Raw genomic sequence first — 21,233 nt, 5'->3', positions numbered from 1 at the left:
TGGCCTTCGACTTCACTCAGGCCGAACGGATGTTGGTATTTGAGGCTTGATCCCCCGCTCCGTTCAGCGCGAGCGAAGTCGAAGGCCAAGCCCCACCATCACCCATCACGGATAGCTGACGGTCTTCGGAATTTCCGGAATCTCGATCCGCTCCAGATCATCCCCCGGCACGGTCGGAAACTCGCGCGCCTTCCATGCCCGCTTGGCCTCCTCGATCCGTTCGCGGCGGGAGGAGACGAAATTCCACCAGACATGGCGGGGCGTCGTAAAGGCATCGCCGCCGCACAGCATCACCCGGCCGCCGCTCTCCGAGCACAGGGTCGCCGCGATCCCCGGCTTCAGGATATAGAGACGCTGCGGCTCCAGCGTCATCCCCTCCAGGCTCGCCTCGCCCAGCGCGCAATAGACGGCGCGTTCCTCGGCCGCCGCGTCGATGGGGATGCTGCCGCCCGGCTCCAGCGCGATGTCGGCATAGATGGTGCCCGCATAGGTCGTGGTCGGCGCACGCTGTCCCCACAGATCGCCCATGATGACACGCGCGGTCGCCCCCTGCCCCTGAATCTCGGGCAGCGCCTCGGCGGGGACATGTTCGAAGGCCGGGTCCATCTCTTCCTGCGCCTCGGGGAGCGCCAGCCAGGTCTGGATGCCCGACAGGACCGGTCCCTGCGGCCGCGCCTCGCTGGGCGAACGTTCCGAATGGACGATGCCATGCCCCGCGGTCATCAGGTTCACCGCACCCGGCTCGATCACCAGATCGCTGCCCAGCGAATCGCGGTGCCCGATCGCCCCGTCGAACAGATAGGTGACCGTCGCCAGGTTGATGTGCGGATGCGGCCGCACGTCGACCCCCGATCCGGGCAGCAATTGTGCCGGACCCATCTGGTCGAAGAACAGGAAGGGGCCGACCATCGTCCGCTCCTTGTTGGGGAGCGTGCGGTGGACCTTGAACCCGCCCAGATCATGGGTGGAGGGCTGCAACGTGCGCAGCAGGAAATCGTCAAACATGGGTGGGCTCCGTGGCGTCGAGCAGCTCGATCAGGTCGGTCGGAAAATAGGGTTCGGTGTGCGCGGCCAGTTCCTCGCGGGTGAACCAGCGCCAGCTTTGCATGACCCGCTGTTCGAGGACGGTATGGCCCGCGCCATTCACCTCATGCGCATCGACATCGACGCGGAAATAGCGTTCATCCGCCTCGACCTCGACACCCTCGATGGTGCGGAACTCGACCTGCCGCCGCGCGACCTGCGGCCCGCAATCGCGGTCTAGCCCGGTTTCCTCCCATAGCTCACGGCGCGCGGCATCCTCGTAGCTCTCGCCCGGATCGACCGCGCCGCCGGGGGTGCACCAGAAGGGCGGGCGGTCGTCGGGGGTGAAGCGGAACATCAGCGTCCGTCCACCCCCATCGACCAGCAGGATGCGCGCGGCGGGACGGGGTATGCGGATCATGCGGCATCAAGCTCCGGATAATGGCGGAAAATTCCGTCTTCATTGAACGCCTGTCGCCGCTCGCTGTCCAGATAGGCGGCGATGCCCGGCAGGCTTCTCACGCGGTCGTGAAGCGCGAGCAGGGCCGGATAATCGCGCTCGACCACCGCCATGCGCCGAGGAAACATGTAGCGCAGCCCCGCGACCAGTTGGAACAGCGAGGTGTCGACGGGCGACCAACGGTCCCCCGCCATCCAGTCGCGATCGCCCAGCGCCTGATCGAAATAGTCCAGGAATTTGGGAATACGTTCGTCGCGGAACTGCGCGGCGGCACGGGCGGCTTCAGGTTTCTGCTCGTGATAATAGGCCATCATCGCGACCGGGTGATGTACGTTATGCACTTCCGCCACCATGTCGCTGATCGTCAGTTGCAACTGGTGGAGCCACACGCGATCGGCCTCGGGCGCGAGATCGTGCCGCTCGGTCAGCCAGTGGAGGATGTTGGCGACCTGCGCGATCGCCTGTCCCCCCACGCGCAGATGAGGCGGAGCGAAGGGCCGGCGATCGCCCTTCTCCATATCGGCGAGCAGCGCCTCGGCGCCCTCCTCCACGCCCCGATCGCGATAGGGCAGACCTGCGGCCTCCAGCGTCAGCCGGACGAACTCGCCGCGTCCCGGCAGGCCGGGCCAGTACCACAGGTCATAGGACATAGGCTTATTCTCCGGGGGTTTTCGCGCTTATCGCCAGCGCATGGATGCGCTCCGACAACAGATCGGCGAGCGCGCGGTTCACCATGCGCTGGCGCGCGACGCGCGACTGGCCCGCGAAAAGCGGCGATTCGACGATCACCCGGAAATGGCTTTCGCCCGTGCCGTCATCGCCCAGATGGCCCCGATGCATCGCGCTTTCGTTGATGACGTCGAGATGGGTCGGCTGGAGCGCCTCGGTCAGACGGGCGTTGATCTGATCGGCGACAGGGGCGGTGGTGATATCGGTCATGGCCCCTATATAGACGGTTTTTCGGGACAAGCGGATAGAAGTGGCGCGTCGGTCGAGCAACGATACCTCCAGGGACAAACCCCCAAAGGACAAGCCGGGCGCCCGGTTTCACGGCCGGGTCGAGAATACCGGCCGCGTCTGCGACCATGCCGGTTGCGAACAGGCGGGCGAGTTCCGCGCGCCGCCGGCGGAAGGGACGCGCAGCGGCGACGGGCCGGGGCAGTTCCGCTGGTTCTGCCTGGAACATGTCCGCGCGTTCAACAGCCGCTATAATTTCTTCGACGGGATGAGCGCCGACGAGATTCACCGGGCGCAGCGCCCCTATTCCGGCTGGGAGCGCGAGACGCGTGCCTTTGCGCAGGGCGGCACCGATCCGGGGCCGCGCTGGGCCGATTTCTCCGATCCGCTGGACGCCATCGCCGCCCGCTATCGCCGCGAGACCGCACCGGAACGCAGCGACGGCAAGCCGCTGTCCGGGCAGGATCGCGAAAGCCTGAAAGTGCTGGGGCTGGAAGCGGATGCGGACCGGAGCGCGCTGCGGCGGCGCTATAGCGAGCTTGTCCGCCGCTATCATCCCGACCGCAATGGTGGCGACCGGACCCATGAAGGGCAGTTGCAAAAGGTGATCGCGGCCTATCAGCAATTGCGACAGGCACCAGCATTCGCGTGACCGATCCTCCCCGCTCGCGGGGAGGTGGCAGCGCATAGCGCTGACGGAGGGGGCGTGCCTCATGGTACGTCCTGTGTGGAGAACCCCCTCCACCATGCTTTGCATGGTCCCCCTCCCCGTGCCGGGGAGGATTCTACTTTCGTGGCCCGACCAGCCCGAAGCGTGCGCCCTGTGGATCGCGGGCGGAGAGCGAAAATTCCCCGCCGGGGATTTCCATCGGCCCCTGCTCGACCTGCCCGCCATGGTCGCGAATCCGCGTCGCCGCCGCGTCAATGTCGTCCACCGCAAAATAGAAGCGCCATCCCGGCTCCTCCCCCGGCGGCGTGGCCATCAGCGCGCCCAGGCACACCGGGCCATCGAACAGAAAGCGATATTCGCCCAATTCGCCCATCGGCATCCCGCCCTGCTGGACCCAGCCGAAATGCCGGCCGAAAAAGCCGAGCGCCCGTTCGGGATCGCTGGCGATCCGCTCGTTCCAGACGACATGACCGATCACCGCGCCGCTGCCATGCTCGACAAAGGCGCGGGACGGCCGCTCCTCCTCCGCCGCCATGATATAGAAGGGCGCGCCCAGTGGATCGGCCACCAGCGCCATGCGACCCACGCCCGCCATGGTCCATGCGGGCATCAGCACCGATCCGCCATCCTCCTGGATCGTACCCAGCGACTCGTCGACATCGACCACCGGCAGATAGCCGAACCAGACGGGCCTGCCCGGCGCGCCGTCCGGCCGCCGCATCAGTCCGGCGACCGCCTCGCCCTCCGGCGTCGCAAAAATTCGATAATCGAGATCGACGATACCGCTGTCGCCGACCTGCCAGCCGATCACCGCGCCGTAAAAAGCCTGGGCCGCGTCGACATCGTCGGTCAGCAGTTCGTACCAGGTAAAATTCGCCATATTGCCTGCCCCTCAGCAAGTTTTACGCGACCTATCAACATCTTGGACAGCAACCTTTGCCCGATTCGCAGACGCAAGGATGATCCCGAAGCCCGGTTCGCGCAATCGCCTTCCCCGCGTCCGACGGCCATCTTCGTGCGATGCTTGCCATTGAGTAGGGAGCCGCCATTGGCCTAAGGCGTTGAGCGACGAGACGAGGGCCTGATGACCAACATCCCGAATACGCTTCCCGACAGCCGCGATACGACGATTCTCGATGCACCCGACAAGATGGTGTCGGTGCGCGACCTGTTCGGCATCGACACCGACATGGAGGTGCCCGCCTTTTCGCAGGCCGATGAGCGCGTCCCCGATCTCGATCCCGCCTATGTGTTCGATCCCGACACGACGCTGGCGATCCTGGCGGGCTTTTCGCACAATCGCCGCGTGATGGTGCAGGGCTATCACGGCACCGGCAAGTCGAGCCATATCGAGCAGGTGGCGGCGCGCCTGAACTGGCCGTGCATCCGCATCAACCTGGACGCGCATATCAGCCGTATCGACCTGATCGGCCGCGACGCCATCGTCCTGAAGGACGGGCAGCAGGTGACCGAGTTCCGCGAAGGCCTGCTCCCCTGGGCGCTCCAGACGCCGACCGCGCTCGTCTTCGACGAATATGATGCGGGCCGTCCCGACGTGATGTTCGTGATCCAGCGCGTGCTGGAGACCGAGGGCAAGCTGACCCTGCTCGACCAGAATCGCGTCATCCGCCCCAACAAGTGGTTCCGCCTGTTCGCCACCGCCAACACGGTCGGCCTGGGCGACACCAGCGGGCTCTATCATGGCACGCAGCAGATCAACCAGGGCCAGATGGACCGCTGGAACATCGTGGTCACGCTCAACTATCTGCCCGCCGCGACCGAGGCGCAGATCGTGCTGGCCAAGTCGGGCGAATATGACAAGCCCGACGGCAAGCAGCTGGTCGAGAACATGGTCCGCGTCGCCGACATGACCCGCAAGGGCTTCATTAACGGCGACATCTCGACCGTGATGAGCCCGCGCACGGTCATCACCTGGGCGCAGAACACGCTGATCTTCAGCGATCCGGGCTTTGCCTTCCGCCTGTCCTTCCTCAACAAGTGCGACGAGAATGAGCGCGCGCTGGTCGCGGAATATTATCAGCGCGTGTTCGGCAAGGACCTGCCCGAAAGCGTCGTCGGCCGGGCCTGATTCGCGTGGCGAACGACACACCTCTCGACCGGTTCAAGGCGGTTCTCGGCGGCACAGCGCGCACCATCGCGCAGGAGCCGGAGGTGGAACTCGCCTTCACCGCCGATGCGCCGACGTCCTCGGGCAAGCATATCCGCGTGCCCATGCCCGGTCGTGCGCTGCCCGCCGATCAGGTGGCGGAGGCGCGCGGTTTCGCCGACGCCTTCGCACTCCGGCTGAAGCTGCACGACACCGCGCTCCATGCGAAGGCGGCACCGGTCGAAGCGGTGGCGCGTGCCGTGTACGACGCGGTCGAGACGGCGCGGATCGAGGCGCTGGGCGCGCGCGGCTATGCCGGGATCGGCGACAATCTCGCCCATGCGCTGGACGTCCGGTTGCGCTCCGACCCGATGACGCGGGCGCGCAACCGGGACGAGGTGCCGCTGTCGACGGCGCTGGGCCTCCTCCTGCGCGAGCGGATGACGGGACGTCCCTCGCCGGCCGAAACCGCGCCGGCGCTGGCGCTGGTGCGCGACTGGCTGGAGGGGGCGACTGATCTCGACGCGCTGGCGGGCGCGATGGACGACCAGAAGGCGTTCCAATCGCTGACCGCCCGGATGCTCGCCGACCTCGAACTCGCCGAGCCCCCCGCCGAACCCGAAGAGGCCGATGAAGGCGGCAATGAGGAAGAAGGCGAGGACGAGCAGCAGCAGGACGAGAGCGACGAGGATAACGACGAGCAGGGCCAGGGCGAAGGCGAGGTCGAGGCGCGCGCCGAAAAGCGCGACTCGGACAGCGAGGACGGCGAATCGCAGGAGCAGAGCCAGGACTCGCTCGACGATCTCGACGGTGAACCCGGCGAGGATGGCGACGAAGGCAGCCAGCCGACCCGCCCCAACCGCCCGCTGATCGATCCGTCGGCGCAGTTCGACTACAAGCCCTGGACCACCCAGTTCGACGAGGTGATCGCGGCCGGCGAGTTGTGCGACGCCGACGAACTGGCGAGGCTTCGCGGCTATCTCGACCAGCAACTCGCGCATCTGCAATCGGCCGTATCGAAGCTCGCCAACCGGCTGCAACGCCGGTTGATGGCGCAACAGTCGCGATCCTGGGATTTCGACCAGGAAGAGGGCATTCTGGACGCGGCGCGGCTGGCGCGCGTTGTGGTCAATCCCGGCCAGTCGCTGTCCTACAAGATCGAGCGGGACACCGATTTCCGCGATACCGTCGTCACTTTGCTGATCGACAATTCAGGATCGATGCGCGGGCGGCCGATCGGCATCGCCGCCATCTCCGCCGACATTCTCGCGCGGACGCTGGAGCGGTGCGGGGTGAAGACCGAGATCCTCGGCTTCACCACCCGCGCGTGGAAGGGCGGCCAAGCCCGCGAAACCTGGCTCGCCGCCGGACGCCCGCCGCAGCCGGGGCGGCTGAACGACATTCGCCATATCGTCTACAAACAGGCCGACGAGCCGTGGCGGCGTGCGCGCAACAATCTCGGCCTGATGATGCGCGAGGGGCTGCTCAAGGAAAATATCGACGGCGAGGCGCTGCTCTGGGCGCATAGCCGGCTGGTCGCGCGGCCCGAGGAGCGGCGCATCCTGATGGTCATCTCCGACGGCGCGCCGGTGGACGATTCGACCCTGTCGGTCAATTCGGGTAGCTATCTGGAGCGGCATCTGCGCCAGGTGATCGGCTGGATCGAGACCAAGAGCCCGGTCGAACTGGTCGCCATCGGCATCGGCCATGACGTGACCCGCTATTATGCGCGCGCGGTGACGATCATGGATGCCGAGCAGCTGGGCGGCACGATCATCGAGCAGCTGGCCAGCCTGTTCGACACCGAATGAGCCGGATCGCGGCCCCAGCGGAAGGGTTTGTCGGGCCGGTCAAACGTTCGATCACCATCGCCGGGCACCAGACCTCGATCAGCCTGGAGCCGGTCTTCTGGACGGCGCTGGAGGACGCGGCGGTAGCGCACGCTTTGCCGCTGTCGGCGCTGGTGGCGGAAATCGACGCGTTGCGGATCACGGCGGACGACCCGCCCAATCTGGCGAGCGCGATCCGGTCGTGGTTGTTCCTGCGACGTTGAAGCTGGCCCGCCGCAGCGCACATCCCATACACCCCCGCTCAGCCTGAACGGAGCAAGGGGAAGGGATGGGGCCAGGGGCACGGAGCGGTGGCCATGGTTTCGGCCATGGCGGATACTCCAGCCGATTGACGTCATCCGCCCGCTACGGCAGGTCGCGCCGACTGTTTCGGGGTAATCGTGGCCGGACTTTCGCTTTCTCGCATCGGATTGCGCCTCTACCGCTGGCTGGGTCTGGTGGCGGGGCTGATCGGCATGGCGATCGCGCTGTCCGGGGCGGTGCTGGTCTGGACGCCGGCGCTCGACCGGATCGCTGCGCCCGCTCGGTACCGGACGAGCGGCGAGACGCGTCTGGCGGCGCAGGCCTATGTCGCCGCTACGCAATCCGCGCTCAAGCCCGGCCAGCGGATCGCCGGTCTGTCGTTGGAGCGGGGGTCCTCGCCGGTTCTGGTCCGGCTCGACACTCCGCGCCACGATGCGCGCTACATGCTGTTCCTCGATCCCCCCACCGCGAGGATCCTCGCCAGCGGGGTGCGCGACGATGGGGCGAGCGGCTGGCTTCGCCGTCTGCATGACCGTCTGTTCCTGGGCGATGCGGGACGCCCGGTCGTCGGCGTCATGGGCGTGGCGCTGCTGCTGATCTGCCTGACCGGGCTGGCCCCCCGAGCCGCCGGACGATCGGTCAAGGCCGGGGGGCGGACGATAAGCTGGCACCGTCGGATCGGCTGGTGGTCGATCCTGCCGATCTCCGTCCTGACGCTGACCGGCACCGCGCTCGCCTTTCCGGACGCGTTCGCCGCGCTGACCGGAGACTCGGTGGCGTGGCATTCCGAGACCGGCGCACCGCCCGTCTCGCGCACCACCCTGTCGGTCGAGCGCGTCGTCGCCAGCGCACGGCGATGGTCGCGTAGTTCGCTGATCGCGATCGACTGGCCGACCGAGCGCTCGCCCGACTGGACGGTGCACCTCGCCGGACGTCCGCCAAAGGTCATCAAGGTCGCGGACGATAGCCGGTCCGCCGTCTCCAGCCCCGCCCGCGCGACACCGCTCGGCCGGTCATGGGTCCAGCGGCTTCACACCGGGCGGGAAATGCCCTGGATCTGGCGCGCCATCGCCTCGGCCGCCGGACTGGCGGCGGCGTTTCTGGCGGGGTCGGGGCTGATCGGCTGGGCGAGGACTAGCCGGGCCGGGCCCCGTCGTCAGACCCGCTCGACCCGCAACAGGTCGGTGGCGTCGAGGCCCAAAAGCTCGATGTGATCGCGGATGCGCGGCCATTGCACCGTCAGGAAACTCTGCCGCTCGGCCGCGCGCAGACGGTCGGCAGCACCGGGCATCACGAACATGCCCACCCCGCGCCGAACCTCGACATAGCCGTCGTCCTGAAAGCTCTGATACGCCTTGGCCACCGTCAGGGGATTGGCCCCCTGCTCCGCCGCCAGCGCCCGAACCGAAGGAAGCTGGTCCCCCGTCCGATAGGTGCCGTTCAGGATACCCGCCGCGATCGTCCCGCGCAGGCGGATATATACCGGGCTGTCGTCACCGCTAAGAGCTGTCATGCCGGATTAATACAGCATGGGCAGGACAAAGTCGAGAGGGCTATAGGATAACGTTTGCAGCGGCCTGCCCCCGTCATGCGGCCGGACCATGCCAGGTTGAGACGATCCGCGCCATGTCGGGACGCGGACGCTCGTCGAGCGGACGGCCGGGCGTGCCGATAAAGACGAATCCGACGATGCGTTCCGGCGCCGCCCCGAACGCGTCGCGCACCGCATCCGAAAAGGCGGGCCAACCGGTCAGCCACCCTGCGGCATAGCCCATGGCATGGGCGGCATGAAGCAGGTTCATGCACGCCGCGCCCGCGGACAATTCCTGTTCCCACATCGGAATATGGCTGTCGGTCCGCGGGCTGGATAGCATGACGACCAGCGAGGGCGCCTGATGCGGGAACTGCTCCAGCGCGGCGATCTCGGTCCCGCTCGCCTGTGGCCGCTCGGCACGATAGGCGGCGGTGATGACCTCGGCCAGTGCCGCCCGCGCGGCGCTGGGCACGATCACGAACCGCCATGGGGCCAGTTTGCCATGATCCGGGGTGCGCGCGGCAATGGCGAGCATGTCGGACAGTTCGGCCTCGTCCGGGCCGGGGGCGATCAGGTCGCGCGGCTTGCCCGAGCGGCGGGTGGCGAGCAGGGTCAGCGGGGTCGAACGGTCGTTGAAGGTCCTATCGGTCATGGGATCGATCCTTACGCCGTCGCGCATGATATTTACAGTCGCGGCTTTGGCGTTAGGTTACCGAACCATTACGCCCCCTCGCGTGCCCACGGTGCGCAGGGGGCGATCCCGATGGAGTAAACGCCGGCATGGCGACTGCGTATGAGGCCGCCGCGCGCGGCAAAACGGTTTTGGGGCATCCCCGAGGCCTGTTCCTGTTGTTCTTTACCGAGATGTGGGAGCGTTTTTCCTTCTACGGAATGCGCGCCATCCTGGTCTTCTACCTGACCAAGCACTTCCTGTTCACCGACGAACCGGCCTTCGGCATCTATGCCGCCTATATGTCGCTGGTCTATTTCACGCCGGTGATCGGCGGCTATCTGGCCGACCGCTATTTGGGGGCCAGGCGCGCCGTGCTGGCGGGCGGCGTCTTCATCGCCTTCGGCCATTTGCTGATCGCCGCGCTGGAAGGGCCACAGGGGGCGCAGGGCGTCTATCTGGAGGGCTTCTACCTGGCGCTGGCGGCAATCGTGATCGGCACCGGTTTCCTCAAGGCCAATATCTCGGTGCTGGTGGGACAGCTTTATGCGCGCGACGACATGCGGCGCGATCCCGCCTTCTCGATCTTCTACATGGGGATCAACGGCGGCGGCGCGCTGGGGCCGATCGTGTGCGGCGTGCTGGGCGAGACCGTGGGCTGGGCCTATGGCTTCGGCGCGGCGGGCATCGGCATGTTGCTGGGCTTGGTCGCCTTTATCGGGCTGAAGCGCGAACTCCACGGCGCGGGTGAAGCACCCTCACTGCCCGCGTTGCGCGCGCCGGTCGTGGCCGGTCTGTCGCGCGAATGGCTGATCTATCTGGGCGGGATCGCCGCGACGCTGGTGACGTGGCAGTTGATCCGGCATCAGGATGCGGTCGGTACGCTGCTGATCGTGTTCAGCGTGGGCACCGTGGGCTTCATTCTGTGGCGGGCGGTATTCACCCTGGCCAAGGTCGATCGCGACCGTATCCTCGCCGCGCTGTTCCTGATCGCGCTGTGCCCGCTCTTCTGGGCTTTGTTCGAACAGGCGGGCTCCTCGCTCAACGTCTATACCGACCGCTCGGTCGACCGTAGCCTGCTCGGCTGGACGATCCCGGCCTCGGCCTTCCAGTCGGTCAACTCGATCTTCATCATCCTGCTGGCGCCCGTCTTCGCCGCGCTCTGGACCCTGCTCGCCAAGCGCGGGTGGGAGCCGAGCGCGCCGTTCAAGTTCGGCATCGGCCTGGTCGGCGTCGGCGCGGGCTTTCTGGTCCTGGTGGCGGGTGCCGCGCTCTATGCCGGGGCGCCGACGCCGGTGATCTTCGTAATTCTCGTCTATCTGATCCACACCATGGCCGAACTCTGCTTCTCGCCGGTAGGGCTGTCGGCGATGACGCGACTGTCGCTGCCCAGCATGACCGGGCTGATGATGGGCACCTGGTTCCTGGCGACGGCGGCAGGCAATTTCATCGCCGGGCTGATCGCGCAGGCGACCGGCGGCGAGGGCGCCGGGCCGGACAAGGTGCTCGACGTCTATACGCGGATCGGCTGGTTCTCGATCGGGATCGGCGTCGTCGTGCTGATCATCTCGCCCTTCGTCGCCAGGCTGATGCATCTCGACCTGCTCAAGGCCGAGGGAGCGCTGGCGGGGGACAAGGAACTGGCCGAGCCGGCGGCGGCCGGGATCGATACCCGGCTGGAGCAAAAGCCGCTTTGATTACGTGCGGGGCGGTCGGGAAGATTCCCGATCGCCCCTAATGCCCAACCTCCGTTCAGGCTGAGCGAAGTCGAAGCCCACGCGCCCGCCTATTCGCGAGCGGAGTCCCGTGCATTTCGATTCGCTACGTGCGAACGGAAGTGAGGACTAGGGACGCACGGCTTACAGTCGCGTCATCGCCATCGCCCGCTCGCCATAGCGGGGCCCGGCGGTGCCGCCGCGCGGCGAGGCTTCGTCGAGCTTCGCCAGATCCTCGGCCGACAAGTTGATGTCCGCCGCCTTCATCGAATCCTCCAGCGTGGCACGCCGCTTGGAGCCTGGGATCGGCACGATCTCATCCCCTTGCGCCAGCAGCCAGGCGAGCGCCACCTGCGCCGCACTGGCGTCATGCGCGGCGGCGATCTGCTTCACCACCTCGACGACCTTCAGGTTCCGATCGAAATTCTCCGCCGAATAACGCGGGTCGTTGCGACGATAATCACCCTCCGGCAAATCCTCGCGTGTGGTGATCTGCCCGGTCAGGAAACCGCGCCCCAATGGGCTGTACGGTACGAAGCCGATCCCCAGTTCGCGCACGACCGGCAGGATGTCCGCCTCGACATCGCGTTCCCATAGCGAATATTCGGACTGGACCGCCGCGATCGGGTGGACGGCGGCGGCGCGGCGGATCGTCTCGGCCCCCGCCTCCGACAGGCCCAGCCGGCGCACCTTCCCCTGCTCGACCAACCGCCCCATCGCGCCGACCGTATCCTCGATGGGAACATGGGGATCGACCCGGTGCTGGTAGAAGAGATCGATCGTCTCGACGCCGAGCCGCCTGAGCGAGCCTTCGCAAGCGCGCTGGACATTGGTCGGCGTGGAATCCGCGCCGGTGATTCCGTTCTCGTCATAGCGAAAACCGAATTTGGTCGCGATCACCACCGCGTCGCGCTTGCCGCGAATGGCACGGCCGACCAGTTCCTCATTGACCAGCGGGCCATAGACCTCTGCGGTGTCGAACAGGGTCACGCCAAGTTCGATCGCACGGTGGATGGTGGCGATACTCTCCGCCTCGTCCGCCCGGCCATACATATTGGCCCCGATGCCCGCCATCGGCATGCAGCCCAGGCCCAGTGCGGAAACCTCGAATTCGGGGCCGAGCGTGCGGTATTTCATCGTGCGTCCTCATCGATGGTGCGACTCATCCGGGCAACGGTTGCGGTCGCGGCAAGGTCCATGCTGACATTGCCAAGCGTCCGGAAAATATCAGGAATCGTCTCGACTGCGATCAACAGCCCCAGGGGCGCGGCGGGCACCCCCAGCGCGACGCAGACCGGCGCGATCGAGGCGAAGAAGGTGATCTGCGCGGGCAGGCTGGCCGATCCCAGCGAACACAGGATCGCGACCACCCCCGCCGCGACGACCGCGGCCATGTTCGGCACGATCCCGAACCAGTCGGCGATATAGAGCGCGACCGCGACGTTCATCGCGGGCTGGGTCGCGCGGAACATCGCGACCGCCATGGGCAGCACCAGTCCGGCGGTGGCGGGGGCGATCCGCATCGCCTTCGCCCCCTCGATCATCGCCGGCAGGCTGGCGAGCGAGCTTTGGGTGGAGATGGCGACCGCCTGCGCCGGGGCCAGCCCGTGAACGAAGCGCCCCACGGGCACCCGCGCCGCCAGAGCCGCGACGCCATAGGCCATCAGGATGACGATGACGCCGATGCTCGCGATGATCGTGATGTAATGCGCCAGCGCGCGGAACGCCCCGCCCCCCGCCGTCGCCCCCACGACGAAGGCCAGCGCGAACACCCCCAGCGGCGCCAGCCATAGCACCCAGCCGATCAGCACCAGCATTGCGTCGCGGATCGCGGTGAACACGCGCAACAGCGTCTCGCGCCCCTCTCCCTCGATCCGGGTGATGGCGAAGGCGAAGGCCAGGGTGAACAGGATCAGCGAGAGCAGCGCATTGTTGGTCGCCGCCGCAAAGATGTTGGTCGGCACGATTCCGGTCACGAATTCGGCCATGGGCGGCGGCGCGGTGACCGGCTCGGCATGGCCCAGTGCCCCGCGCAGCGCCTCCGCCGCACCGCGCGGAATGGGCAGCAGGTGGAGAAGCAAAGGCGTCACCAACGCCGCCATGGTCGCGGTCAGCGTGACCAGCGTCAGGAAGGTCAGGATCGCCCGCGCCGCGATCCGCCCGGCCTGCGCCGCCTGCGCGGTGGCGGTGACTCCGGTGATCAGCAGCGTGACGACCAACGGGATGACCGTCATCTGCAACCCATTCAGCCACAAGGTCCCGACCGGTCGCGCGATCGTCACCGCGCCATCGGCCACACCCGGCGACCAGGCGCCCGCTCCCACCCCGACGAGCAGGCCTGCGGCAAGACACAGAAGGATCAGGGTGGCGCGCGACATGAGGCCTCTCGGTAGCTTTGAGCTTTTGGAAAGGTCACGCTAAACGGGTCGCAACCTCATAACGTTTCCTCTTTATTCGGCAGGGACCCGGCCGCATGACAAGAAAATATTTCGGCACCGATGGCATTCGCGGCGCGACCAATGGCGCGGTGATGACCGCCGAGATGGCGATGAAGGTCGGCATGGCCGCCGGCGCCTATTTCCAGCGCGGCGATCACCGCCACCGCGTGGTGATCGGCAAGGACACCCGCCTGTCGGGCTATATGCTCGAATCCGCCCTGGTCGCCGGGTTCACCAGCGTGGGCATGGACGTGGTGATGGTCGGCCCGCTGCCGACGCCCGCCGTGGCGATGCTGACCCATTCGATGCGCGCCGATATCGGCGTGATGATCTCGGCCAGCCACAATCCGTTCGCCGACAATGGCATCAAGCTGTTCGGTCCCGATGGCTATAAGCTGTCGGACGAGGCGGAAGAGGCGATCGAGACGCTGATCGAGGAGAAGGTGCCGCTGGCCCCCTCGGGGAAGATCGGTCGCGCCCGCCGGGTCGAGGACGCCGCCGGCCGCTATATCCACTTCGCCAAGTCGACCTTCCCGCAATCGCTGCGCCTCGACGGCCTGCGCGTGGTGATCGATTGCGCGAACGGCGCGGCGTACAAGGTCGCCCCCGCCGCCCTGTGGGAACTGGGTGCGGACGTGGTCGCGATCGGCGTGACGCCCAACGGCATCAACATCAATGACGGCGTCGGCTCGACCGCGCCGCAGACGCTGGCCGAGACGGTGGTGGCGAGCGGTGCGGACATCGGCATCGCGCTGGACGGCGATGCCGACCGCCTGATCATCGTCGACGAGACCGGCACCGTGATCGACGGCGACCAGCTGATGGCGACGATCGCCACCAGCTATGCCCGCGAAGGGCGGCTGGCGGGCGGCGGGCTGGTCGCCACGGTCATGTCCAATCTGGGGCTGGAGCGGCATCTGGCGGCGCAGGGGCTGGGGCTGGTCCGCACCAAGGTCGGCGACCGCCATGTCCTGGAGGCGATGCGCGCGCGCGGCTATAATGTCGGCGGCGAGCAGTCGGGCCATATCATCCTGTCCGACTATGCGACGACCGGCGACGGGCTGGTCGCGGCGCTTCAGGTGCTGGCCGAACTCAAGCGTGCCGGCGCCCCTGCCAGCGAGGTGCTGCACCGTTTCGATCCGCTGCCCCAGCTTCTCAAGAATGTCCGCTTCGGGGGCGGCAAGCCGCTCGAGCATGAAAAGGTGCAGGGCGTCATCGCCGCAGCCGAGGCCGAACTGACGGGGCGTGGTCGGCTGGTCATCCGCCCGTCCGGCACCGAACCGGTCATCCGCGTGATGGCCGAGGGAGAGGACAGGCGGCAGGTGGAAACGCTGGTCGATCGCATCTGCGACGTGGTGCGCGAGGTGGCCGCCTGATGCTGGAAATGCGCCCCGATTGCGAGCGCTGCGGCGCGGACCTGCCCCCGTCGCAGGGCGGCGCCTTCATCTGCTCGCTGGAATCGACCTTTTGCGCCGAATGCGCCGACGAACTGGACGAGGTCTGCCCCGATTGCGGCGGCGAACTGCTCGACCGGCCGACGCGGATGGGCCGCGTGCTGAAGGCCAATCCGGCCTCCACCCAGCGCCGCTCCGCCCATTGATCCCACCGGGGTTGGACCCGGCCACCCACCCGTTCTATGCGGGACCATCATCTTCAAGGAGTTTCCATGCCCCAGCTCGTCCTGATCCGCCACGGCCAGTCCGCCTGGAATCTGGAGAACCGCTTCACCGGCTGGTGGGACGTCGACGTCACCGCCCAGGGTGCCGCCGAAGCCCGCGCGGCGGGTGCGCTGATGGCCGAGAAGGGTCTCGACTTCGACCTGACCTTCACCAGCCTCCAGACCCGCGCGATCAAGACGCTGAACCTGGCGCTGGAGGTGATGGGTCGCCTGTGGCTGCCGACCGAAAAGCATTGGCGCCTGAACGAGCGGCATTATGGCGGGCTGACCGGGCTCGACAAGGCCGAGACGGCGGCCAAGCATGGCGACGAACAGGTGAAGATCTGGCGTCGCAGCTTCGACGTGCCCCCGCCCCCGGCCGATGCCGGCGGCGAATATGACGTGTCGGCCGACCGCCGCTATGCGGGCATCGACGTCCCCGAGACCGAGAGCCTGAAGGACACGATCGCGCGCGTCCTGCCCTATTGGGACGAACGCATCGCGCCCGCGCTGCGCGACGGCAATCGCGTGCTGATCTCGGCGCACGGCAACTCGCTGCGCGCCCTGGTCAAGCATCTGTCGAACATCCCGGACGACGAGATCACCGGTCTCGAAATCCCGACCGCGCAGCCGATCGTCTATGAACTGGCCGACGACCTGACCCCGACCGATCGTTACTATCTGTCGGAACGCTAAGCGATCGGGAGACGAGGGGCGGTCTGACGTGCGACCGCCTCGCGCGCCGACCTCTTCGCGGCTTCGCGTGACCATCTGATTTCACGCGAAGCCGCGAAGACACGAAGATTTTTGTTCGCGCGGAGGCGCGGAGGCGCGGAGGCGCGGAGACGCGGAGATTTAGTCCGCGCGGCAGGTCTATTGTTCCCATCGGAGCCTGCCATCGTCTTCCGTTCGACAGGGAGGGCTACGCGGCAGCCCAGACCGACACCTCCGCGCCTCCGCGTCTCCGCGCGAACCCGACTCCATCCTCCGTTCAGGCTGAGCGAAGGCGAAGCCCACGCCCCCCGCTCCGGCAAAAACGCCCGCCACCATGCCCGAACGCATACGGAAACTTGCCCCCCTCGCCTCGCCCCGCTAGGCAGCCCGCTTCCCCGGCAACGGGGCCAAAGGGGCTAAGGCGGAACAGCGGATATGACGTCGGTCGGGATCATCATGGGGTCCACTTCGGACTGGGAAACCATGCGGCATGCCGCCGAGACGCTGGAGGCGCTGGGCATCGCGCACGAGACCCGCGTCGTCTCCGCGCACCGCACACCGCAGCGTCTGTACGATTATGCCACTACCGCCGCCGATCGCGGGATCAAGGTCATCATCGCGGGGGCTGGCGGCGCGGCGCATTTGCCGGGCATGGCGGCGTCGATGACGCATCTGCCGGTGCTGGGCGTCCCGGTCGAATCCAAGGCGCTGAAGGGCATGGATAGCCTGCTCTCGATCGTCCAGATGCCGGGCGGCATTCCCGTCGGCACGCTGGCGATCGGCAAGGCGGGGGCGATCAATGCGGGTCTGCTCGCCGCCTCGATCCTGTCGCTGTCCGACGAAGTGCTGACCGAGCGATTGCAGGCCTGGCGCGAGCGCCAGACCGACAGCGTCGCCAACGATCCGCAAGGGTAAGCCAATGTTGAAGCCGGGCGCGACGATCGGAATCTTGGGTGGCGGCCAACTGGGCCGGATGCTGGCGGTGGCGGCCGCGCAACTGGGCTATCGCACCCATGTGCTCGCCCCCGATGAGGAAAGCGTCGCGGCGCAGACCGCCTCCTCGCTGACCCGCGCGGATTATCACAACAAGGTCGTGCTGGCCGATTTCGTCGCCGCCTGTGACGTCGTCACCTATGAATTCGAGAATGTCGACGTGACGCCGGTCGAATGGCTGGCCGAGCGGTTGCCCGTCCACCCCTCACCTGCCGCGCTTCGCGTCGCGCAGGACCGGATCGCCGAGAAGAGCTTCGTCGAGAAGGTCGGTGGCCGCCCCGCCCCCTGGGCAGAGGTGAATGGCGCCGCCGACCTGACCGCCGTGCTGGAGCGGATCGGCTGCCCCGCCATTCTGAAGACGACCCGCTTCGGCTATGACGGCAAGGGGCAGGTGCTGATCCGCGACCTGTCCGAGGCCGCCGCCGCATGGGAAGCGATCGGCGGCCCGGCGGTGCTGGAAGGGTTCATCCGCTTCACCCATGAATTCTCGATCCTGATCGCGCGTGGGGAAGACGGGAAGACGGTCCGTTACGATCCGCCGCACAATGTCCATCGCGACGCGATCCTGCGCACCTCGACCCTGCCCGCGCCGCCCGAAATCACCGCCCAGGCCGAGGAGGCGACCGCGCTCGCCATCCGTATCGCCGAAGAGCTGGGCTATGTCGGCGTACTGGCCTGCGAGTTCTTTGCGACCGAGAACGGCCCCGTCTTCAACGAGATGGCGCCGCGCGTGCACAATTCGGGGCACTGGACGATCGAGGGTGCCGAAACCTCGCAGTTCGAGAATCATATCCGCGCGATTTGCGGCCTACCCCTGGGCGATACGGCGCTGACCGGCACGCGGGTACAGATGGACAACCTGATCGGCGACGATGCGTGGGAAACCGCACTGACCGAAAAGGGTGCGCATTTGCACCTCTATGGCAAGGGCGAGGCGCGGCCGGGGCGCAAGATGGGGCATATCACGCGCGTCACGCGGTGAAGGCGACCCGCTATCGTCGGGCGTCGAAGGTCACCGGCACCAGCACCTTGGGCTGAATGACCTGATCCCCCTTCATGACCGGGCGGAGGCGGAATTGCGGATAGAGGCTGAGTGCCGCCGTCCCGAATCCGCGCCCCTTGGGTTTCTCGGCCGCGACCGAGCAGCTTTTGGGCCGACCGGGCGCCGGCACGACGCAGAGCAGAACCGCCACGCCGCTGATGCCGCCGCTTCGCGCCATCTTCGGAAAGGCCGCATCGATCACGGCCTGTGGCGGCTTTTCGATCCATTCGGCCAGCGCAAAGCGTAACCGTCCGTCGCCCGGTCCATCGCCGTCGCCACGCCCATTGCCGGTGCCTCGCCCTTCCCCACCGGTGCCCTGGCCGCTGGCAATGCCCGCCCCGCGTCCCTCCGACAATGCCGTCCCGATACGCAGCGACGGTTCGGCGCTAACCCCCGCGGCCGGGGCGGGCAGGTCGACCATATCGAAGTGCGCCGTCGCGACCGCGGCGGGGGCGGCTTGCGGCGCGGCGGGGGCAGGCGCAGGGCGAGGCGATCCGCCGCCGGCCGTCGGGCGCACCGCCGGGCTTTCGCGCTTGACCGGCGCGGGCTCGATCGGTGGCGGTGGCACGGATAGGGGTGGCGGCTCGGGCAAAGGCGGCACATCGAACAAGGCCAGCGACGACCACCGGGAATCGTCGATCCGCCGAATTCGCGATTGCCCCAGGATCAACAGCGCCACGATCGCGGCATGGACCGCCACCGTGGCGACGACAGCCGCCAGCCGCCGCCACTTGTCCTGCCGGATCCGAACGCCGCCCTGCATCGCGATAATCTCCCGGATGGGAGGATCACCATGATGCCGGCGCCGGTCAAGCCTTGGCCCACGCCTCCCCGATCCGGCGCAGCACGTCGAGCGGCACGCGGCCATGGCGCAGCACGGCGGTGTGGAACGCCTTCAGATCGAACGCCGCGCCCTTCTGCTTCTTCGCCAGGTCGCGAATGTCGACGAAGACCGAATGGCCAAGCTTGTAGCTCGCCGCCTGCCCGGGATTGACGCAATAGCGTTCCACCTCGCGCGTGGCGAAGCCCTCCGCCTCGCCCTCGGCCTCGACGAAATGGCGGATCGCCTGTTCGCGGGTCCAGCGCAGATGGTGAAGCCCGGTATCGACCACGCAGCGATTGGCGCGGAACAGCATGAACTTCAGATAGCCGAGCTGTCCCAGCGGATCGTCGTCGTACATGCCGATCTCGTCCGCCAATTGCTCGGCATAGAGCGCCCAGCCCTCGCCATAGCCCGAAAAGCCGTTGATCTTGCGGATCAGCGGCAGGCGCGTGTTGGACAGGGCAAGCCCGCCCTCCATCTGATGCCCCGGCAGCCCTTCGTGATAGACGGTCGTCGCCAGACAGAATTTGGGCCAGTCGGCGCTGTCCTTCAGGTTGAAATAGACCAGCCCCGGCCGCGAACCGTCGATCGCGGGGGATTGCGCGAAGGCCGCCGCCGCGCCCGCCTCGGTCTGTACGGGAACGCGACGCACCTCGAAGCCATATTGCGGCAGCCGTTCGAACACCTGCGGCAGGCGGGTGCGGATCGCGTCCAGCCGTTCGTTGCAATAGGCGATGGCGGCGCGCTTGCCCTCGTCGGTATTGGGATAAAGCTGGTCGGGATTCTTGTAGAGCGCGGCCATGCGCTGGCCGACCGTCCCCTTGGTAAAGCCCTGTTTCCGGAGCAGCGCGTCCAGCCGGGCGGACAGCATCGCCGCCTGGTCGCGGCCGAAGCGGTGGACCTCGTCAGGCGAATAGCTGGTCGTCGTGTTGGCTTTCAGCGCGACCGGATAATAGGCGGCCCCCTCGCGCAGCTTCCACACGCCCGCGTCATGGGTGGCCTTGGCGCGCAGGGACTTGGCATAGGCGATCTGCCGGTCGAGCGCGGGGAGGATTTCGGCCTCATGGATTTTCGCGGCGGCCTGCGCATAGCGGTCCCCCAACCCCTTCTCGGCGGCACGGCGGGCGAGCGACTGGACGACCAGCGCCTGGTCGGCGGGCTGGCGGGTCTTGCCCATCTGTTCGAGCGCGAGGTCCAGGATGAAGTCGGGCGGCACCACGCCCTGTCCCGCATCGTGGCGCATCCGATCGGTCTGCGCATCTATCTGGGTCGCGAAAGCCCGAAGCCGCATCAGATAGGCGTCGGCATCGCCCGCCGTCGCGATCTTGTGCTTGGTATCGAGGAAGTCGGGGACCGACTGATAGGCGCCCGACAGTTGCGACACGACATAGGGGCTGGGGCCATAGGAATAACCGCCAAAGTCGAACGCCTGCACCGCCTCCGCCGAGCGGCGGGTGTACAGGATCGATTCCAGATCGATCCGCTCCTCGGGCGACAGCGTCGCGGGATCGATCGCCTGAAGGCGGGTCAAATCGGCCTTGGTCGCCGCCTTGGCCGCCGCGATCCCGGCGGGCGACTGGTCGGACAGCTTGCTGCGCAGATCGGCATTGGCGCCGGTGTCGAGGCCGAGATTGGTGGCCCCCTCCGGACTGCGGCGAAGCTGTTCCTGGACCAGCGTGTCGAATAGCGCATTCAACCGGGTCGGCTCTGTCGTCTGGGCAAAAACTGCCTCGCTGTTCGCCGCCACGGCCAGCGCCGCCGTGCCTCCCAGGAAATATCGCCGGTCGATCATGCTTGTCCCCTTTTTGGTTATCGGGACAGCGTAACGGGATTTGCCGGGAATTGAACCGGTTATGTAGTGGGGTTCCGCCCTTGGGCTTCGACTTCGCTCAGCCTGAACGGCTGGTGGGAATGGGGTTGGATACCTCACCCCGGTCAGGCTGGGCGAAGTCGAGGTCCATGCCCCACCCAGCGAAAAGGGCGGCGCGTCCATCCCGACGCACCGCCCTTCCCCAAATCATGACGGCCAGGCTCAGCCCGCGCGGGTCCCCGACAGCGGGAAGCTGCCGAACGCGCCCGCGCCCACGGATCCGGTCAGTGTGTCGCCATCGGCGGTCGCTTCGCAATCCAGCGTCATCGGCATCGGGGAGCTGATCGACATCTTCCAGCTGATCGTGTTGCCAGACACATCACCCTCGATGTCCATCGCCCCCATCTGGCCGCCGCCCGAGCCAGTGAAACGATCGCCCTCGGTCCGGACGGTCAGGGTCATTTCCTGATCGCCCAGCGGCGACTTAACGGTGCAGTTCCAGGTGCCGTCGATCTCGGCCATTCCTA

At 67.1% G+C, this 21,233-nt stretch carries 23 protein-coding genes; 11 read left to right on the top strand and 12 right to left on the bottom strand.

All coding sequences use genetic code 11. The features are described from left to right. Positions 1-105 precede the first annotated feature (105 nt). Genes ACWPWT_RS05740 through ACWPWT_RS05725 form a run of 4 tightly spaced genes read right to left on the bottom strand, consistent with a single transcriptional unit; the run spans position 106 to position 2,422 of the window. The gene (locus ACWPWT_RS05740) at positions 106-1,005 is read right to left on the bottom strand and encodes a pirin family protein (RefSeq protein WP_261268641.1); all 900 of its coding nucleotides are present in this window, start codon (positions 1,003-1,005) and stop codon (positions 106-108) included. After that, positions 998-1,444 carry an NUDIX hydrolase gene (locus ACWPWT_RS05735; RefSeq protein WP_261268640.1) on the bottom strand — a complete coding sequence of 149 codons (447 nt, stop codon included), beginning with the start codon at positions 1,442-1,444 and terminating at the stop codon, positions 998-1,000. The genes ACWPWT_RS05740 and ACWPWT_RS05735 overlap by 8 nt, the downstream gene beginning before the upstream one ends. Beyond that, entirely contained in the window at positions 1,441-2,133 is a 693-nt protein-coding gene (locus ACWPWT_RS05730) for a glutathione S-transferase (protein WP_261268639.1), read from the bottom strand. Before ACWPWT_RS05730 ends, ACWPWT_RS05735 begins: the two co-directional genes overlap by 4 nt. Positions 2,134-2,137: 4 nt before the next feature. Beyond that, complete coding sequence (locus tag ACWPWT_RS05725; RefSeq protein ID WP_261268638.1) at positions 2,138-2,422, bottom strand: BolA family protein; 285 nt, start codon at positions 2,420-2,422, stop codon at positions 2,138-2,140. A 40-nt stretch (positions 2,423-2,462) separates the two neighbouring features. Between ACWPWT_RS05725 and ACWPWT_RS05720 the strand changes: the two genes are divergently transcribed. Next, a complete protein-coding gene (locus ACWPWT_RS05720; RefSeq protein ID WP_454278896.1) occupies positions 2,463-3,092 on the top strand; it encodes a J domain-containing protein in 630 nt (209 codons plus the stop codon). Between the two features lie 133 nt (positions 3,093-3,225). On the opposite strand, the gene ACWPWT_RS05715 is transcribed toward ACWPWT_RS05720, so the two are convergent. Next, positions 3,226-3,990, bottom strand: coding sequence for a VOC family protein (locus tag ACWPWT_RS05715; RefSeq protein WP_454278895.1), 765 nt, complete (start codon positions 3,988-3,990; stop codon positions 3,226-3,228). Positions 3,991-4,194: 204 nt separating this feature from the next. Between ACWPWT_RS05715 and cobS the strand changes: the two genes are divergently transcribed. From cobS to ACWPWT_RS05695, 4 genes are all read left to right on the top strand, one after another. Further along, positions 4,195-5,199: a cobaltochelatase subunit CobS gene (gene cobS / locus ACWPWT_RS05710; protein WP_454278894.1), complete on the top strand. Its 1,005-nt coding sequence runs from the start codon at positions 4,195-4,197 to the stop codon at positions 5,197-5,199. 5 nt (positions 5,200-5,204) lie between these two features. Then, positions 5,205-7,028, top strand: a complete 1,824-nt coding sequence (cobT, locus tag ACWPWT_RS05705; RefSeq protein ID WP_454278893.1) for a cobaltochelatase subunit CobT — start codon at positions 5,205-5,207, stop codon at positions 7,026-7,028. Beyond that, on the top strand, positions 7,025-7,270 hold the full coding sequence (locus tag ACWPWT_RS05700; protein WP_261268633.1) for a ribbon-helix-helix domain-containing protein: 246 nt from the start codon (positions 7,025-7,027) through the stop codon (positions 7,268-7,270). Before cobT ends, ACWPWT_RS05700 begins: the two co-directional genes overlap by 4 nt. A 177-nt stretch (positions 7,271-7,447) precedes the next feature. Further along, complete coding sequence (locus ACWPWT_RS05695) at positions 7,448-8,524, top strand: PepSY-associated TM helix domain-containing protein (RefSeq protein ID WP_454278892.1); 1,077 nt, start codon at positions 7,448-7,450, stop codon at positions 8,522-8,524. On the opposite strand, the gene ACWPWT_RS05690 is transcribed toward ACWPWT_RS05695, so the two are convergent. Together ACWPWT_RS05690 and ACWPWT_RS05685 are read right to left on the bottom strand one after the other, a co-directional pair. Beyond that, entirely contained in the window at positions 8,467-8,823 is a 357-nt protein-coding gene (locus ACWPWT_RS05690; RefSeq protein WP_261268631.1) for a GntR family transcriptional regulator, read from the bottom strand. The two genes, ACWPWT_RS05695 and ACWPWT_RS05690, sit on opposite strands and share 58 nt — an antisense overlap. Before the next feature lie 73 nt (positions 8,824-8,896). After that, positions 8,897-9,496: a nitroreductase family protein gene (locus tag ACWPWT_RS05685; RefSeq protein WP_454278891.1), complete on the bottom strand. Its 600-nt coding sequence runs from the start codon at positions 9,494-9,496 to the stop codon at positions 8,897-8,899. Between the two features lie 128 nt (positions 9,497-9,624). Between ACWPWT_RS05685 and ACWPWT_RS05680 the strand changes: the two genes are divergently transcribed. Further along, positions 9,625-11,211 (top strand): peptide MFS transporter, encoded by a 1,587-nt coding sequence (locus tag ACWPWT_RS05680; protein ID WP_454278890.1) that lies wholly within the window; start codon positions 9,625-9,627, stop codon positions 11,209-11,211. A gap of 162 nt (positions 11,212-11,373) precedes the next feature. Here ACWPWT_RS05680 and ACWPWT_RS05675 read toward each other — a convergent pair whose 3' ends face one another. Both ACWPWT_RS05675 and ACWPWT_RS05670 read right to left on the bottom strand, forming a co-directional pair. After that, positions 11,374-12,366, bottom strand: coding sequence for an aldo/keto reductase (locus tag ACWPWT_RS05675; protein WP_454278889.1), 993 nt, complete (start codon positions 12,364-12,366; stop codon positions 11,374-11,376). Then, complete coding sequence (locus ACWPWT_RS05670; RefSeq protein WP_454278888.1) at positions 12,363-13,607, bottom strand: dicarboxylate/amino acid:cation symporter; 1,245 nt, start codon at positions 13,605-13,607, stop codon at positions 12,363-12,365. The genes ACWPWT_RS05675 and ACWPWT_RS05670 overlap by 4 nt, the downstream gene beginning before the upstream one ends. Before the next feature lie 95 nt (positions 13,608-13,702). Between ACWPWT_RS05670 and glmM the strand changes: the two genes are divergently transcribed. The 5 genes from glmM (at position 13,703) to ACWPWT_RS05645 (ending at position 18,013) form a co-directional block, all read left to right on the top strand. Further along, positions 13,703-15,043: a phosphoglucosamine mutase gene (gene glmM / locus ACWPWT_RS05665; protein WP_454278887.1), complete on the top strand. Its 1,341-nt coding sequence runs from the start codon at positions 13,703-13,705 to the stop codon at positions 15,041-15,043. After that, complete coding sequence (locus ACWPWT_RS05660; protein ID WP_261268625.1) at positions 15,043-15,267, top strand: DUF1272 domain-containing protein; 225 nt, start codon at positions 15,043-15,045, stop codon at positions 15,265-15,267. The genes glmM and ACWPWT_RS05660 overlap by 1 nt, the downstream gene beginning before the upstream one ends. 66 nt (positions 15,268-15,333) lie before the next feature. Further along, positions 15,334-16,020: a 2,3-diphosphoglycerate-dependent phosphoglycerate mutase gene (gene gpmA / locus ACWPWT_RS05655; protein ID WP_261268624.1), complete on the top strand. Its 687-nt coding sequence runs from the start codon at positions 15,334-15,336 to the stop codon at positions 16,018-16,020. Positions 16,021-16,473: 453 nt separating this feature from the next. Then, a complete protein-coding gene (purE, locus tag ACWPWT_RS05650; protein ID WP_454278886.1) occupies positions 16,474-16,953 on the top strand; it encodes a 5-(carboxyamino)imidazole ribonucleotide mutase in 480 nt (159 codons plus the stop codon). Positions 16,954-16,957: 4 nt separating this feature from the next. Beyond that, on the top strand, positions 16,958-18,013 hold the full coding sequence (locus ACWPWT_RS05645; protein WP_454278885.1) for a 5-(carboxyamino)imidazole ribonucleotide synthase: 1,056 nt from the start codon (positions 16,958-16,960) through the stop codon (positions 18,011-18,013). Between the two features lie 10 nt (positions 18,014-18,023). Here the strand turns inward: ACWPWT_RS05645 and ACWPWT_RS05640 are convergent, their stop codons facing one another. From ACWPWT_RS05640 to ACWPWT_RS05630, 3 genes are all read right to left on the bottom strand, one after another. Further along, positions 18,024-18,836, bottom strand: coding sequence for an energy transducer TonB (locus ACWPWT_RS05640; protein ID WP_454278884.1), 813 nt, complete (start codon positions 18,834-18,836; stop codon positions 18,024-18,026). A 46-nt stretch (positions 18,837-18,882) separates the two neighbouring features. Then, positions 18,883-20,688, bottom strand: a complete 1,806-nt coding sequence (locus tag ACWPWT_RS05635; RefSeq protein WP_454278883.1) for a DUF885 domain-containing protein — start codon at positions 20,686-20,688, stop codon at positions 18,883-18,885. Positions 20,689-20,928: 240 nt separating this feature from the next. Beyond that, positions 20,929-21,228 (bottom strand): hypothetical protein, encoded by a 300-nt coding sequence (locus ACWPWT_RS05630; RefSeq protein WP_261268619.1) that lies wholly within the window; start codon positions 21,226-21,228, stop codon positions 20,929-20,931. Positions 21,229-21,233 lie beyond the last annotated feature (5 nt).

The organism is Sphingomonas sp. Marseille-Q8236 (assembly GCF_965112005.1).
The sequence above is the reverse complement of the archived record's forward strand: the minus strand, read 5'-3'. Positions and strand labels throughout refer to the sequence as shown.